Genomic DNA, 13541 nt, shown 5'->3' with positions numbered 1-13541 from the left:
AGGACCGATTTATGCACACAGAAATTATTAATATCTGGCCGCACGGTGATGCACCGGGTGCCAGCGACTCACGCGCACAGCCGCAGATTGTCGATCTCGCCAAAGAATATGAACCCTATGATCGTGCTGCCACCGGGGTACGCTGCCCGGAGATGGCTATCTGGCACCCCGAAAACTCCAACGGTATTACGCTATTGGTGGCTCCGGGCGGCGGTTATCAACGGGTGTTGATCGATCGCGAGGGCAGCGCACTGGCGACGTTCTTTACCTCAATGGGTTACACACTGGCGGTCATGACCTACCGTTTACCTTACGACGGTCATCACGAAGGCCCGGATGCGCCGCTAGCCGATGCGCAGCGTGCCGTGCGGGTACTGCGCGATCGGGCGCAGCGTGCGATGAACGGCAAATATATCGTGATGATGGGTTTCTCCGCCGGTGGCCATGTTGCCGCCAGCCTCGGCACGCGGTTTTCTGAGAAAATCTACCCGGTGCAGGATCAGGCTGACAGCCTCTCGCCCCGACCTGACGCGATGGTGCTGATTTATCCGGTGATCAGCATGCGTGACGGGCTGGCCCATGAAAGTACCCGCACCCGGCTATTGGGTGCCTGGCCGGATCAAAAAACCATAGATGCCTATTCGCTGGAAACACGGGTGCATAGCCAGACGCCGCCGACGCTGCTGATCCACGCGGCTGACGATGAAACGGTATCAATCAATAACAGCATGGTGTTCTTCAGCGCGCTGCGCGAACACAGCGTACCGGCAGAAATCCACTTTTATCAGAAAGGCGGCCACGGATTTGGCATCCGTGGCGTGGCGGATTTGCCCTTAGCCAGTTGGCCGATGCTGGTGACCGAGTGGCTGCGGGCAAAAACCTGAGGCTTATGACGATGGCGGGGCCAGCTCACTGCTGCTGGCATTGCCGTCGTTTTTGACATCATCCGGACTGGCTGGGGTGGTCGGTGTCTCTGGTGGTGTCATCACCTTATCCCAGCTTTCCTGCAACATTTTCACATTGGTTTCCGCTTCACCTTCCGGCTGGATCAACACCATCGTCAGTTCCTGGGTCAATTGCTGACGCAGTTCCTGATTAAGCTGATCACGCGTTAACCCGCCAAGAAATGACTGGCGCAGTTTTTGATATTGCTCCGGAGCGATATCTACCACCGCATTTTGCTGTGAGCGCAGACGCTGCCCCATCAAAATATCGGTGTCGGTACGTGCGTAGGTGGCGAACAACTTGTTCAGCTCCAGCAGCTTTTGCGCCATCAGCGCGTCAAACTCATCCTGCGGCAACCCTTTATCACGCACCGCCGCCAGCTCTTTTGCTACCAGATTCATATTCTGGGGCAGTGAAGCGTTAGGGCTGTCCATATTGATGGCGCACTGGGCGCGTTGATACAGCACACGACAGTCGAAGCCCACCTGAACGCTCTGCGCTTTGCTGTCGGCCAGGGCACGCTGTACATGCCAGAACAAGGCTTCACGCGCCAGATCGCTCTGCCAGTAACGCTCCAGGTTCTGCGAATCGCGAATCGGTTGCCACGGGCTGTCCCACACCAACGACAGACGATCCTGATTTATCGCCCCATTGACCAGGTTCACCGGTTGATGCGGCAACGGCGACAGCGTCGGCATTGCCGCCGGCGATGCCCGTTTACCTTGTAGCGGCGCAAAAGCTTTGTTGATCTGCTCCGCCAGACTGCGGCTGTCAACATTGCCGACCACATATAAGGTCATGGCGTCTGGCGTGTACCACTGCTGATAAAAATTCTTCAGCTGTGCGATATCGACTGGCGCGCGAGGTTGTTCGCCAGGATCGTGCGCCAGCAGCGTTGAGCCTTTCAGGCGATAGCGCCACCAGACATCCTGGGTGTTGGGCGGCCAGGTGGCGATTGGATCGGACGCGCTCAGCGCGGTCGTCACCACCTGTTCATTCAGTGCCATCTTGCCTGCGGTCGCCGACAGCCAGTTCAGTGCTTCTTTCAGCAGCTCCGGACGGTTATTCGGCAGGCTCAGATTGTATTGGGTGAAATCATATGACGATATGGCAGGCGGCAGCGGACGATGCGGATCCATCGCCTGTTGCCATAAAGCGCGTTGCTGATTGGTATCGAGCGCGGTGTTATGCACCAACGCCAGACGCGGTAACAAATGGCTGAAGCCGGTTTGTTGTGCACTCTCCACCAGCGAACCGGTGTTAACGATCAGGCGCAGCTCTATGCGGTCACTGGGACGCTGCGGCGTTGTCAGCAATTGCCAGCTAAAACCATTGTCCAGTTTGCCTTCCTGCCAGGCGGGATCAGGCTGGAGTGTTTCGGCATGCACGCCAAAACCGGATGCTGCCAACAGCAATCCGCCAACCAAAAGCCGAATTCTGGTGCCCTGCATGTGAACCCCTATCAAACAGATCAACACTCGTTATCACGGCGCGTGCGGTCGCTCAGAGGCTGACCGATGCGGCAGTTTGCCGCCACGTTTATTCTTCAACTGACTCTTTGACCACAAGATGGCCGGGATGTCGCGCAACGAGGTGAAAAACCGGGAAAAAAATCAATGGGGTTTATTATGCAAATGCCCGCTGTGAGGGCAAGTCACAGCGGGCATTTCCCGGAAAATTAACGCAATTGTCGCTTTACAGCGAAGATTCCGGTGCGTTTTTCACCTTTTTCGCTGAAGAAAGCGTCTCATTCAACTGGCGCTCGTCCAACTGACCGACCCACTTCGCCACCACCACGGTCGCCACACCATTACCGACCAGGTTAGTCAGGGCGCGCGCTTCGGACATAAAGCGGTCAATCCCCAGAATCAGCGCCAGTCCGGCCACCGGCAGATGTCCCACCGCCGACAAGGTTGCCGCCAGCACGATAAAGCCACTGCCGGTCACACCCGCCGCACCTTTCGACGACAGCAGCAGCACCACCAACAACGTGATCTGATGGATGACGTCCATATGCGCATTGGTTGCCTGCGCAATAAATACGGCGGCCATCGTCAGGTAAATGGAGGTACCGTCAAGGTTGAACGAGTAACCGGTCGGGATCACCAGACCTACTACCGATTTCTTACAGCCAAGCCGTTCCATCTTGTCCAGCATACGCGGCAACGCAGACTCCGAAGAGGACGTGCCCAGCACGATCAGCAGTTCTTCTTTGATATACGCCACGAATTTAAAGATGTTGAAACCTGCCACGCGGGCAATCAGGCCGAGCACCACCACCACGAACAAGATACAGGTGATATAGAAACAAATAATCAACTGACCGAGTTGTACCAGCGAACCGACACCGTATTTACCAATGGTGAACGCCATCGCACCAAATGCACCAATCGGGGCCAGACGCATAATCATATTGATGATGCCAAAGATGACTTTCGAGAAGCTTTCAATCACGTTGAAAATCAACGTGCCTTTGTCACCTAAACGATGCAGGGCAAAACCAAACAGAATCGCGAACAGCAGCACCTGCAAGATGTTGCCGCTGGCAAAGGCACCAATCACGCTATTGGGGATCACATCCAGCAGGAAGGCAACCACGCCCTGCTGTTCCGCCTGCTGTGCATACATGGCAACCGCTTTCGCATCCAGCGTGGCGGGGTCAATGTTCATGCCCGCGCCAGGTTGAATCACGTTGACCACAATCAGGCCAATAATCAGCGCGATGGTGCTGACAATTTCGAAATAGAGCAGCGCCACTGCGCCAGTCCGCCCAACTGCTTTCATGCTCTCCATGCCGGCAATACCGGTCACCACCGTACAAAAAATCACGGGGGCGATGATCATCTTGATCAGCTTGACGAAGCCATCTCCGAGCGGCTTCATCTGCGCGCCTAACTCAGGATAAAAATGGCCTAACAGAACGCCGATGCCAATGGCAACCAGCACCTGAAAGTAGAGGCTTTTAAACAGCGAGGTTTTCATAACAGGTGTCCAGTGAAGACGGATTTATCCGTCATTTATTTAATTTAATGATGTCATGCCATGTAGCGGGTCCGGGAAAGGCCCTGCCGACGTTGAGGAAAATAACATCCGGTTAACGCGATTAATATAGGCTTACATTCCTTACAAAAGTTACAAAACTCTAACTATGAACTGAAACGCTTCAGCAAGCGAGAGTTATGTAAATTCGCAAGGAAAATCAATAAATCAGGTGATTATTTGGTGGGTGATAGCTTGTCAAGCCAGCGTTGATTGAAGATGTTGAGCGGCAGTGCTTCAGCATACAGATAGCCCTGACCGATGGTAATACCGCGTGCCAACAGCCAGTCGCGCTGCTCGGCCGTTTCCACGCCTTCAGCAATAACATCCAGATGGATGATATCGGCGATGGCAGCCACGATACGCACCATAGTGTCATCATCCGGCAGCGCAGCAACAAAGCTGCGATCCATCTTTAACTTGTTGACCGGCAATGCTTTAAACTGATGCAGATAGTTCAGATTGGAGTAACCCATGCCGAAATCATCCAGTGCCACAGCGACACCCGTTTGCTGCAACATGCGCAGCAGCGCTATCGCCTGCTCGGCATCGCCAATCTTGGCGGTTTCGGTGATTTCCAGCACAAAGTTACCCGGCGTAATACGATGACGTTCCAGCAACCCCTGCAAATGAGTCACCACGCTGGCATCCCGTAGCTGAACCGCCGAAATATTCACGCTCAATGGGATGTTAATTCCCTGCTTCTGCCAGGCGGCGATAATGCGACACGCTTCTTCGAACACCCAGCGGCCAATCGAAGCAATCACGCCAATCTCTTCCGCGCTGGCAATAAACTCTTCCGACAATCCCCAACTACCATCCGGCTGACGCATGCGCAGCAAGGCTTCCGCTCCCGCCAGCTCACCGGTGGCCATATTGATTTGTGGTTGCAGATAAAGCGCGAACTCCTCATCCTGCAACCCCTGCAAAATGTCGTGTTCCTGGGTTAAGCGCTTTTGCGCCCGCTCGGTCAGTGCCGGATCGAAAAACAGGATCTGATTTTTACCCTGATGACGTGCCGACATCATCGCTGAAGTCGCACGATCAAGCTGCTCGCTGGCGGAGATTGGGGTGTCGTCATGCAGCGCCAGACCCATGCTGGCGTTGGGACGTAACTGAAGTTGTTGCAGATTGACCGGCTGATTGATACGCAACATCAGGTTGCGCGCCAGGCGCATCGCCCGGAACGGGTTGTGCGCACGCTTCAGCAGCAACGCAAAGTCACTCGGTCCGGTTTGCGCCAGCAGCGTATGATCGTCAATCGTGCTGCGAATTTTCTCCACCAACGTCAGCATCAGGGTATCGCGCTGATCGTCACTCAGTACCCCGTTGGCTTCCTGCAACGTATCAATGCGAATCACCATCACCCCCCAGGGGTCAGGGCGATGCCGGTGATGGATATGTTGATCAAGCAGAGCCAGAAACAACGTACGATTTGGCAAATCAGTAACAGCAAAATGGGTAGTCAGTCGGCTCATCTCATCATGAATTGACTCCAGCACCTGCTGATTACGGTTATAGCTGCGAATCAACATGCCAATTTCATCATCGCGATGATTTTCCGGCAGCGTGAGTTTATGCGTCAGAATGGCCTGCGGTGGCAATTCCTGCAAATCACGCGAGATATTACGTAGCGGATGGACCACCAGCCGGTTAATACACCAGCTAATCGACACCGACAAAATCAGCGCCAGCAATAAATAGGTGGTAATCATGGTTGAAAGCGTACTCAGGATAAACTGATACACCCTTGATGAATCCGCCTGAAGGACCAGATAAGCAATCGGTTTTGGCAGCCCGGTTCGCTCAACAGAATAAAGCGGTAAGGTAATTTGCACCGGTAACTCAAATAAACGCGCCACCAGCACCGGCACCGGCTTCTCTACCTCAAAATCGGCATGCAGTGCCTGGAATGCATTGGGTAACACCACATCCGCACGCGACAAAATACCGGCGGGCTTGAGGGTGTTAAGGATATGTTCTGCCTGAGGAATATCGGCTTTCAGGACCGCTTCAGACAGCGGCTGACGCACGGTATGCGCCACATTTTCCATTTGTTGGGCGTAGTCAATCCTGCGCTGCTGCACAAAATGAAATAACTGAATGACGATAAAAATACAGATGGTAACTAACGCCACGGTGGAGACTGTGGCCATCTGCTTTATCGTTAAGGAACGACTGACGCGCAACAAAATCTCTCCTGGCAACTCTAAGCCGTGTTATCAGACAGGAAAATGCGCAGCAAGTATATCCCAGATCACGGTTTTTTTTCGCCGGGAGAAAGTCGCAAAATCGGGGTTCGCGTGGTATCAAACGACGTTATTCGGATAAATACACATCCGTAGCGACGTGATTTATCGCGTGGGTTTTGCTTCACGCGACCAAAAGATTGTGCGATAAATCACGCCGCTTCGGTGTCAGGCCATTATTTATTGCGGATACGCCACCCAATCACCGCCGTTCAGGCGAATCCACGGCTTGCCCTGATACATCATCACCACCGCGTTATCATTCTCCGACACCACTGGCGTTTGCGGCAGATTATCGGTCAACGCGGACATATTCACATTCGGCGCGTTGAACACCTGGCCATCCACCACACGGGAAATGATCTCGGAAAGCGCCAGCATGCTGGTCGGGGTATTAATTGTCAGTGGCTGGCCCTGATGCGGTGCCTTCATACCGATAAAGCTGATGCCCACCGGCACATGGGTAATCGACGGACTGGGGATATCGCGCAGACCTGACATCTGCATCTTATCGCCCTGCAATGCCGCACCATGCTCCGGCACCACCACCACCATCACGCGACGGCCCGATTTCTCCAGATTGGTCAGGAAAGTATCGAGCTGGTCAAACAGCATTTTAGCGCGCGGTTGCCAGGCGGCCGTGCGCGTACTGCCCAGTTCACGGACGCCATCATGCAACGGAATCAGGTTATAGAAAGTGGCGCTGCGTGCATCGTTACTTTTGCTGCGGTCATCCAGCCAGCGCTGCAATAGCTGACCATCATTGTAGATTGGCGAGCTGTCAAACGAGGTCAGTTCTGGCGCGATACCCGCCTGCGACATTAACGGGGCCTGGATATTCCCGTCCTCGCGCATCTCTTTCAGATAGTTGCCGAAGACACCGTTGTGATCCATCACCAGCTCCTGCTTAAAGCCCAGCTTCGCAAGATTATCAAACAGATAGCATCGCTGATCGGCGGGTTTATACAGATCGCTGTGCGAGGTCTGCCCGCAGCTGGCACGCAACAGGCGAATCCCTGCCGGGCCACTGTAACCGGTGGCCGAATTGTAGTTATCCAGCATGATATCGAAGTGGTGCCACAACGGATGATTCCGCAGTTGCGCCACATCCAGATCCGACCAGGACAGCGAACAAATATTCAGCACCAGAATATCGAACGGCTGCGAATCGCCGGGCAGGCTATCCGGGAAATGGGTCACGCGCTGCCGCTCACTGTCATAAAAACGGTTAAGCCACGCGGTGAGGTTGGCGCTGGTGGGTGCAGCAGATTGATCGAGCACATCGGGCGTTTTACCGGCCACAGCCGGTTGATCATTCAACACCACTTCCGGCGTCGCAGCTTTGCCCGGCAGCAAATTAAAGGATGGCCCGGCAATGGTAACGATGTTCAGCCAAATCAACAGCAGCGACACCAGCACCGTAATGCGAATCCATTGCGCGACAAACAGATACAGCACCAACAGCACAAAGGCGGCGCCGATCATCTCCCAGTTGATAAAGCGATCGAGCAGGTCCAACAGGTAAGCGGTCGAAAACCCCGCAACCTGATCGCCCTGACTGAGAATCGAGCTAAGACCAGGTAGCCAGGTGTCGTGCCAGAACAGACCAAAGCCAATCGGCAGTGACACCCAGTTACGCAGCCGATGCCAGCGCTGCGAGGGTAGCGGGAACAGCAGAAAGGCAAGAAACACCAGATTGCTCAGGGCGTGAAAGTTCAGGTAGCCATACCACAGCAACCCAAACTTCAGCAGAAAATAGAAGTTCCAGCCGCCAAGGCCACGCCACCAGGAGCCGTGCAGCGACCAGCCGCTTGCCGAAGATTTTTTATCGCTCATGACGGTTTTCTATCCGTTTTCGTCGTATTCCGTTGCCAGACTCCCTCGGACTTCAGCGCACGAGCCGGAAGCAGGCGCATCAGCAGGCTGTTGCTACTACGCGGCAGCCAGCGCACCAACAGGGATTTGAGAAATAGCAGAATCAGTAGCAGCAGGATGATGACCTGCACCCAATCCATTAGTGTCATCAGGACTGCGCTCCATCAATATTCAGGGTAATCGGCTGAGGAAGTGGTGCCGCGCGTTCATGCGACACCGGGTCTGGCGCTGTTGCAGCCAGGGTCACCGGCTCCACCGGCAGATCCTGGTGCGTCACCGGTGTCAGCTGACTGATTTTATTCACTTCCGATACGATTTGGTTGTCTTCGAACCACACCATGCGATTGCTGAACAACTCGTCATGCGGCAGCGAGAAAATGGATTTCAACGCAATGTCCAAATCGTTAAAACGGCATGAGGAGAGGAACAGGTAGAGACGATCATCCAACTGCGTCACCAGGTCACCGAAACGGCGCGGTTTACACAACGTCAACACCTGTTCCGGCTTCAGCTGCGGCACCGGGCGCAGCGCGACCATCAAACCTTTATCGTTTTCCGGTAACAGCGTGTTTTTCATCAGCTTCTGTACCGCGCCACAAAACGCATTCAATGGCAGAAAACCGCGCTGCTGCAACGGCTGTAAAGCCTGCATCAACGCAGGCAAGTCAGCGGGCACATGACGGGTAAACTGCTGCCCCTGAATCCCTTCCAGCGTGGTAAGGAAGCGCGACAAAGTTGCCGCCGTGGGCACAATTGCATTGATGCCGCAGGCCAGCAGCAGGCGCTCATCGCTGTATCGCAAGCTGGTATTCATCTCGCGTACGACAATCTTCAGCGCGTTACCACGCGAGCGTCGCAGGCTATGGACCATTTTTGCCAGGGCGTTGATATCATGGTTATTTGCCAGGCTAAAGATCACCGTCGCGGCGTTGGCCTGTTGCGCGCGCGAGTAAACCCCATCATTGTCGCTAAACAATTGCCACTGCGCGGAAAAAGGTGGAGCGCCTTCCAGCACGCCCTGCTCGGCAAGAAATTGATTCTCATCGTTCAGGCTGAGCGGAATATTTTGTTCCTCTTCGCTGGCAGCAATAAACTGATTTTCGATGTAATTCAGGCGAATCGCGCGATCCGCTAACAGTTGGTCAGCGGAATACCACCAGTTAATGCGATATTGCCAGCTATCCTGTTGATAATCTAAATGAGCGACACCATCAATCTGGCGAAAATAACGCTGGAGATAATTCCGCAGGTTAATTATTGATGTGCCAGAAGTTATCATCAGCAGCGTCATGTTTTTTTCAATTAACTGACGACGCATGCGCTTCAGCCAAATCGCCAGTTCTTCCTGCGATAATTTAACCCAATGTGCGGCGTTGCTATAAAACAACACCAGACCACTGCGCTTATTCATTACACGCGCAAAATCTCCTTGCAGTTGTTGCAGGGAGAGTTTATTGGCCGGCAACGAAAATAAAGGAATACGCGCCGGGCCACCGGTCGGATCGGGCGTCAGCAATGCCTGCGGTTTTTCGTCTGAGCTAATCAGTGTGGCAGCCTGTTGCTGGCTTATCACCTGACGCAGAAACGATCGCGCATCCTCCTGCCGCTGGCAGGTGATCCAGTAAAGTCCGGGCGTTTGCAGTGTAATTAATTCCTGTTGAACCTGTTGCAGGCCGAGCGCATAGTGATTTTTCATATTAGATTCGCGATCTGTACAATCCAGGCTAGTTTATTATAGACGGCGACGATTGGAACTGCTGAAATAAAAAAACGTTGAACTAACTCAAAACGCATTGATCTGTGCGGGTGTTTATCGTTTTCGCCAACGTTAAACTTATATCAATAAATATAATCGTAACTCTTCGATTGTCGTTTTTAGCTGGCAAAAAAGTAATGAAAACAGAAAATGCCTTTTCGCTGGTATCGCGAACCCGTGAAGAACAGGATGACATTAATACCTTAAGTGAGGCCTTTTCATTGCAGGCGTTTCACTACATTGATATTGCCCGGGAAGAGCGCCTGAATACCCTTTTGTCACACTGGCCGCTTTTGCAGGAATTATCCGCCACTCAGGAGTCTGAACACTAATGCCGGTGATTGCTCTTCAGGGACTGCGCGGCGGCTGTGGCGCCACTGCGCTCTGCGCGGCGCTTGGCTGGGCGCTGAACGCGCTACAGGAATCGGTGCTGGTGCTCGATCTTTCCCCTGCGAATCAACTGGCTACCCACTTCAACTTGCCAGTGAATCATGACGCCGGATGGATGCCCGCCCTGCTCAATCAGCAGCCCTGGCAACAGACTGCACAGCGTTACCGCCCGGGGTTAGATTTCTTACCTTTTGGCGCAACAACCCATCAGCAGACATTAAGTATTCGCAGCTTCGACGAAAAATTTGCTGAACCGTTGCTTAATGCTTTCGCTACGCTCAAATCTCAGTACCGCTGGTTGTTGTTGGATTTACCGGCAGACGTGTCTCCCTGGCACCTGCCGTTCCTGCACAGCGCAGACCAGGTGCTTCAGATACTCACCCCTGATGCCAACTGTCAGCTGCGTCTGCATCACCCGCGTTTTCTGCCGCACACGTTGTTTTTGATCAACCAGTTCAATGCCAACAGCAAGCTACAGCAGGATTTGCATCAACTGTGGATTAGCTCACTGCGCAACCTGATTCCGCAGGTCATTCATCGCGATGAAGCGCTGGCGGAAGCGCTGATGATGAAACAACCGCTGGCTGAATATCGCCCGCACGCGCTTGCCAGTGAAGAGGTCAACACCCTGGCAAACTGGCTGTTGCTCAATGTGGCCGGGGCAGGCAAATGAATCCGCTACGCTGGCTGCTCATCCCGCAGGCGTGGCAGGCGTTGCAACAACGCGCCCGCCAGGCGCGTCGCCATGGCACACCCTGGCCGACCCTCATCCTGCATTTGATGTGGTGCATCCTTGCCTGGTCACTGCTGCGACTGGAGACACCGGGTTGGCAGCGCATCCTGCAACAACGTCATCGCTACTTCCCGCAAATCTCCCTGCAACGCCCGCGTCCGCTCGATGTGCTGCGCTATGCACTGCAAAGCCTGTGGCTGTTGCTGGTCTTGCCGCTCGACGATAGCGAACGCAGCGAGCGTAAATGCTTCAATAACGCCTTTAAGCCGCTGTTCCGCTGGCGTCGACAACTCAATCAATGGTTGGGCGCGCTGCCATTGCAGTTGAAAAAACGTGGCGTCATCCGACGCAGCGAACAGCGTCTGCAACGGTTGCCACCACGCGCACGCCAGTTGTTGTTTATCACCGCCGCCATTGCTGCCAGCCTGCTGGCGTTGCTGTGTATCTCGCAACCTTTCGGCATCATGACGCAGTTTGTCTTCGTGCTACTGCTGTGGGGGCTGGCGATGCTGGTTCGCCGCGTACCGGGGCGGCTCTCCACCATCATGCTGATCGTGCTGTCGCTCACCGTCTCCTGCCGCTATTTGTGGTGGCGCTACACCGAAACCCTCAACTGGGACGATCCGATTAGCCTCGCCTTCGGCTTGCTGCTGATTGGCGCGGAAACCTATTCGTGGACGGTGCTGGTGCTGGGCTATTTCCAGACGCTGTGGCCGCTCAACCGCCATCCACTGTCGATGCCAGAGGAGATCACCGTCTGGCCGAGCGTGGATATTCTGGTGCCCACTTATAACGAACCGCTCAGTGTGGTGAAACCGACCATCTACGCCGCGATGGGTATCGACTGGCCGCGCGATAAGCTGAATATCTATATTCTCGATGACGGCACACGCGACGAATTCCGCGAGTTTGCCGCCAGTGTCGGGGTGCAGTATGTGGTGCGTCCCACGCATGAACACGCCAAAGCGGGCAATATCAACCATGCGCTGAAAACCCGTTGCCAGAGCGAATATGTGGCGATTTTCGACTGCGACCATGTGCCGACGCGTTCGTTTCTGCAAATGACGATGGGCTGGTTCCTGAAAGATAAACAGCTGGCGATGTTGCAGACGCCGCATCACTTCTTCTCGCCGGATCCCTTCGAGCGCAACCTCGGCCGCTTCCGCCAGACGCCAAATGAAGGCTCACTGTTTTACGGCCTGGTGCAGGATGGCAATGACACCTGGGATGCGGCGTTTTTCTGCGGCTCCTGTGCCGTTCTGCGCCGCAATGCGCTGGATGAGATTGGCGGCATTGCGGTCGAAACCGTGACGGAAGATGCGCACACCTCATTGCGTCTGCATCGTCGCGGCTATACCTCGGCCTATATCCGCATTCCACAGGCGGCGGGTCTGGCTACTGAAAGTCTGTCGGCGCATATCGGTCAGCGCATCCGCTGGGCGCGCGGCATGGTACAGATTTTCCGACTGGATAACCCGCTGTTTGGCAAAGGCTTAAAACTGGTGCAGCGCCTGTGTTATGCCAACGCCATGCTGCATTTCCTCGCGGGGATTCCACGGCTGATTTTCCTGCTGGCACCGCTGGCATTCCTGCTGTGCCACGCCTACATCATCTATGCCCCGGCACTGGCGATCGCTATTTATGTGTTGCCCCATATGCTGCACACCAGCCTGACCAACTCACGCATTCAGGGCCGCTGGCGTCACTCCTTCTGGAGTGAAGTGTATGAAACGGTGCTGGCCTGGTACATCGCCCGACCGACCACGGTAGCGCTGTTCAATCCGCACAAAGGCAAATTCAACGTGACCGCCAAGGGTGGACTGGTCGAGAAACGCCATCTCGACTGGGTGATCACCAAACCCTATATGTTCCTGGTGCTGCTGAATCTGGCGGGGATTGTGATGGCCTTCTGGCGCATGGCTTACGGCCCATCCAATGAAATCCTGACCATCTGGGTCAGTCTGATTTGGGTGATCTACAACATGGTCATCCTCGGTGGTGCCGTGGCGGTGTCGGTAGAGGCCCGGCAGATTCGCGAAGCGCACCGTGTCGAGATCGCCATGCCTGCCGCCATTGCACGCGAAGATGGTCATATGGTGCCCTGCACGCTGCGCGACTACTCGGACGGTGGCGTTGGTGTTGAGCTGCGCGAAGCAGATGCGTTGCAAGAGGATGAACCGGTGTGGCTGCTGCTGCGCCGCGGTCAGCAGGAGTTCAGTTTCCCCTGCCAGGTACAACGCGTCTTTGGCCGCCGCGCCGGTATCCGCCTGCATCAGCTATCCACTGAACAACACATTGAATTTATTCAGTGTACCTTTGCCCGCGCCGATACCTGGGCGCTGTGGCAGGACGGTTTCCCGGAAGACAAACCGGTACAAAGCCTCGCCGACATTATGGTACTGGGCTTTAAAGGTTACCTGCGTCTGGCGGAGTACGGCCCAACGCCGCTGCGTCGTTTATTCAGCCTGCTCACCACGCTGGTGCACTGGCTGGCCTCACTGCTGCCACAACAACCTGGCCGCGTGAAAATAGAAAACACTCATTAAGTTGATGA

General features: G+C 54.6%; 10 protein-coding genes. 4 read left to right on the top strand and 6 right to left on the bottom strand.

Annotation, left to right across the window (positions count from 1 at the left end):
* The first annotated feature begins 11 nt into the window (after positions 1 to 11).
* Positions 12 to 884 carry an alpha/beta hydrolase gene (locus AC6I8T_RS00770; RefSeq protein ID WP_021183768.1) on the top strand — a complete coding sequence of 291 codons (873 nt, stop codon included), beginning with the start codon at positions 12 to 14 and terminating at the stop codon, positions 882 to 884.
* 3 nt (positions 885 to 887) lie between these two features.
* On the opposite strand, the gene AC6I8T_RS00765 is transcribed toward AC6I8T_RS00770, so the two are convergent.
* The 6 genes from AC6I8T_RS00765 to bcsE all read right to left on the bottom strand — a co-directional run bounded on the left by AC6I8T_RS00765 (position 888) and on the right by bcsE (position 9804).
* On the bottom strand, positions 888 to 2396 hold the full coding sequence (locus tag AC6I8T_RS00765) for a M16 family metallopeptidase (protein WP_021183767.1): 1509 nt from the start codon (positions 2394 to 2396) through the stop codon (positions 888 to 890).
* A gap of 244 nt (positions 2397 to 2640) precedes the next feature.
* The gene (locus AC6I8T_RS00760) at positions 2641 to 3927 is read right to left on the bottom strand and encodes a dicarboxylate/amino acid:cation symporter (RefSeq protein WP_208724526.1); all 1287 of its coding nucleotides are present in this window, start codon (positions 3925 to 3927) and stop codon (positions 2641 to 2643) included.
* 233 nt (positions 3928 to 4160) lie between these two features.
* The gene (gene hmsP, locus AC6I8T_RS00755; RefSeq protein WP_200864661.1) at positions 4161 to 6173 is read right to left on the bottom strand and encodes a biofilm formation regulator HmsP; all 2013 of its coding nucleotides are present in this window, start codon (positions 6171 to 6173) and stop codon (positions 4161 to 4163) included.
* 240 nt (positions 6174 to 6413) lie between these two features.
* Positions 6414 to 8069: a cellulose biosynthesis protein BcsG gene (bcsG, locus tag AC6I8T_RS00750; RefSeq protein WP_208724525.1), complete on the bottom strand. Its 1656-nt coding sequence runs from the start codon at positions 8067 to 8069 to the stop codon at positions 6414 to 6416.
* On the bottom strand, positions 8066 to 8257 hold the full coding sequence (gene bcsF / locus AC6I8T_RS00745; protein WP_208724524.1) for a cellulose biosynthesis protein BcsF: 192 nt from the start codon (positions 8255 to 8257) through the stop codon (positions 8066 to 8068). The genes bcsG and bcsF overlap by 4 nt, the downstream gene beginning before the upstream one ends.
* Positions 8257 to 9804 (bottom strand): cellulose biosynthesis protein BcsE, encoded by a 1548-nt coding sequence (gene bcsE, locus AC6I8T_RS00740; protein WP_208724523.1) that lies wholly within the window; start codon positions 9802 to 9804, stop codon positions 8257 to 8259. Before bcsE ends, bcsF begins: the two co-directional genes overlap by 1 nt.
* 197 nt (positions 9805 to 10001) lie before the next feature.
* Between bcsE and bcsR the strand changes: the two genes are divergently transcribed.
* Genes bcsR through bcsA form a run of 3 tightly spaced genes read left to right on the top strand, consistent with a single transcriptional unit; the run spans position 10002 to position 13533 of the window.
* Positions 10002 to 10196 (top strand): cellulose biosynthesis protein BcsR, encoded by a 195-nt coding sequence (gene bcsR / locus AC6I8T_RS00735; protein WP_021183761.1) that lies wholly within the window; start codon positions 10002 to 10004, stop codon positions 10194 to 10196.
* Complete coding sequence (bcsQ, locus tag AC6I8T_RS00730) at positions 10196 to 10927, top strand: cellulose biosynthesis protein BcsQ (protein WP_208724522.1); 732 nt, start codon at positions 10196 to 10198, stop codon at positions 10925 to 10927. Before bcsR ends, bcsQ begins: the two co-directional genes overlap by 1 nt.
* The gene (bcsA, locus tag AC6I8T_RS00725; RefSeq protein ID WP_497833425.1) at positions 10924 to 13533 is read left to right on the top strand and encodes a UDP-forming cellulose synthase catalytic subunit; all 2610 of its coding nucleotides are present in this window, start codon (positions 10924 to 10926) and stop codon (positions 13531 to 13533) included. Before bcsQ ends, bcsA begins: the two co-directional genes overlap by 4 nt.
* The last annotated feature ends 8 nt before the right edge of the window (positions 13534 to 13541 follow it).

The sequence above is a fragment of the Pantoea sp. X-Soil-OKNW-556 genome (assembly GCF_059730695.1).
The sequence above is the reverse complement of the archived record's forward strand: the minus strand, read 5'-3'. Positions and strand labels throughout refer to the sequence as shown.

What these genes read in the sequence shown, in the direction of transcription:
- AC6I8T_RS00770 (WP_021183768.1), top strand. Translation starts at nt 12, where the DNA reads ATGCACACAGAAATTATTAATATCTGGCCGCACGGTGATGCACCGGGT.
- AC6I8T_RS00765 (WP_021183767.1), bottom strand. Translation starts at nt 2,396, where the DNA reads ATGCAGGGCACCAGAATTCGGCTTTTGGTTGGCGGATTGCTGTTGGCA.
- AC6I8T_RS00760 (WP_208724526.1), bottom strand. Translation starts at nt 3,927, where the DNA reads ATGAAAACCTCGCTGTTTAAAAGCCTCTACTTTCAGGTGCTGGTTGCC.
- bcsG (WP_208724525.1), bottom strand. Translation starts at nt 8,069, where the DNA reads ATGAGCGATAAAAAATCTTCGGCAAGCGGCTGGTCGCTGCACGGCTCC.
- bcsF (WP_208724524.1), bottom strand. Translation starts at nt 8,257, where the DNA reads ATGACACTAATGGATTGGGTGCAGGTCATCATCCTGCTGCTACTGATT.
- bcsE (WP_208724523.1), bottom strand. Translation starts at nt 9,804, where the DNA reads ATGAAAAATCACTATGCGCTCGGCCTGCAACAGGTTCAACAGGAATTA.
- bcsR (WP_021183761.1), top strand. Translation starts at nt 10,002, where the DNA reads ATGAAAACAGAAAATGCCTTTTCGCTGGTATCGCGAACCCGTGAAGAA.
- bcsQ (WP_208724522.1), top strand. Translation starts at nt 10,196, where the DNA reads ATGCCGGTGATTGCTCTTCAGGGACTGCGCGGCGGCTGTGGCGCCACT.
- bcsA (WP_497833425.1), top strand. Translation starts at nt 10,924, where the DNA reads ATGAATCCGCTACGCTGGCTGCTCATCCCGCAGGCGTGGCAGGCGTTG.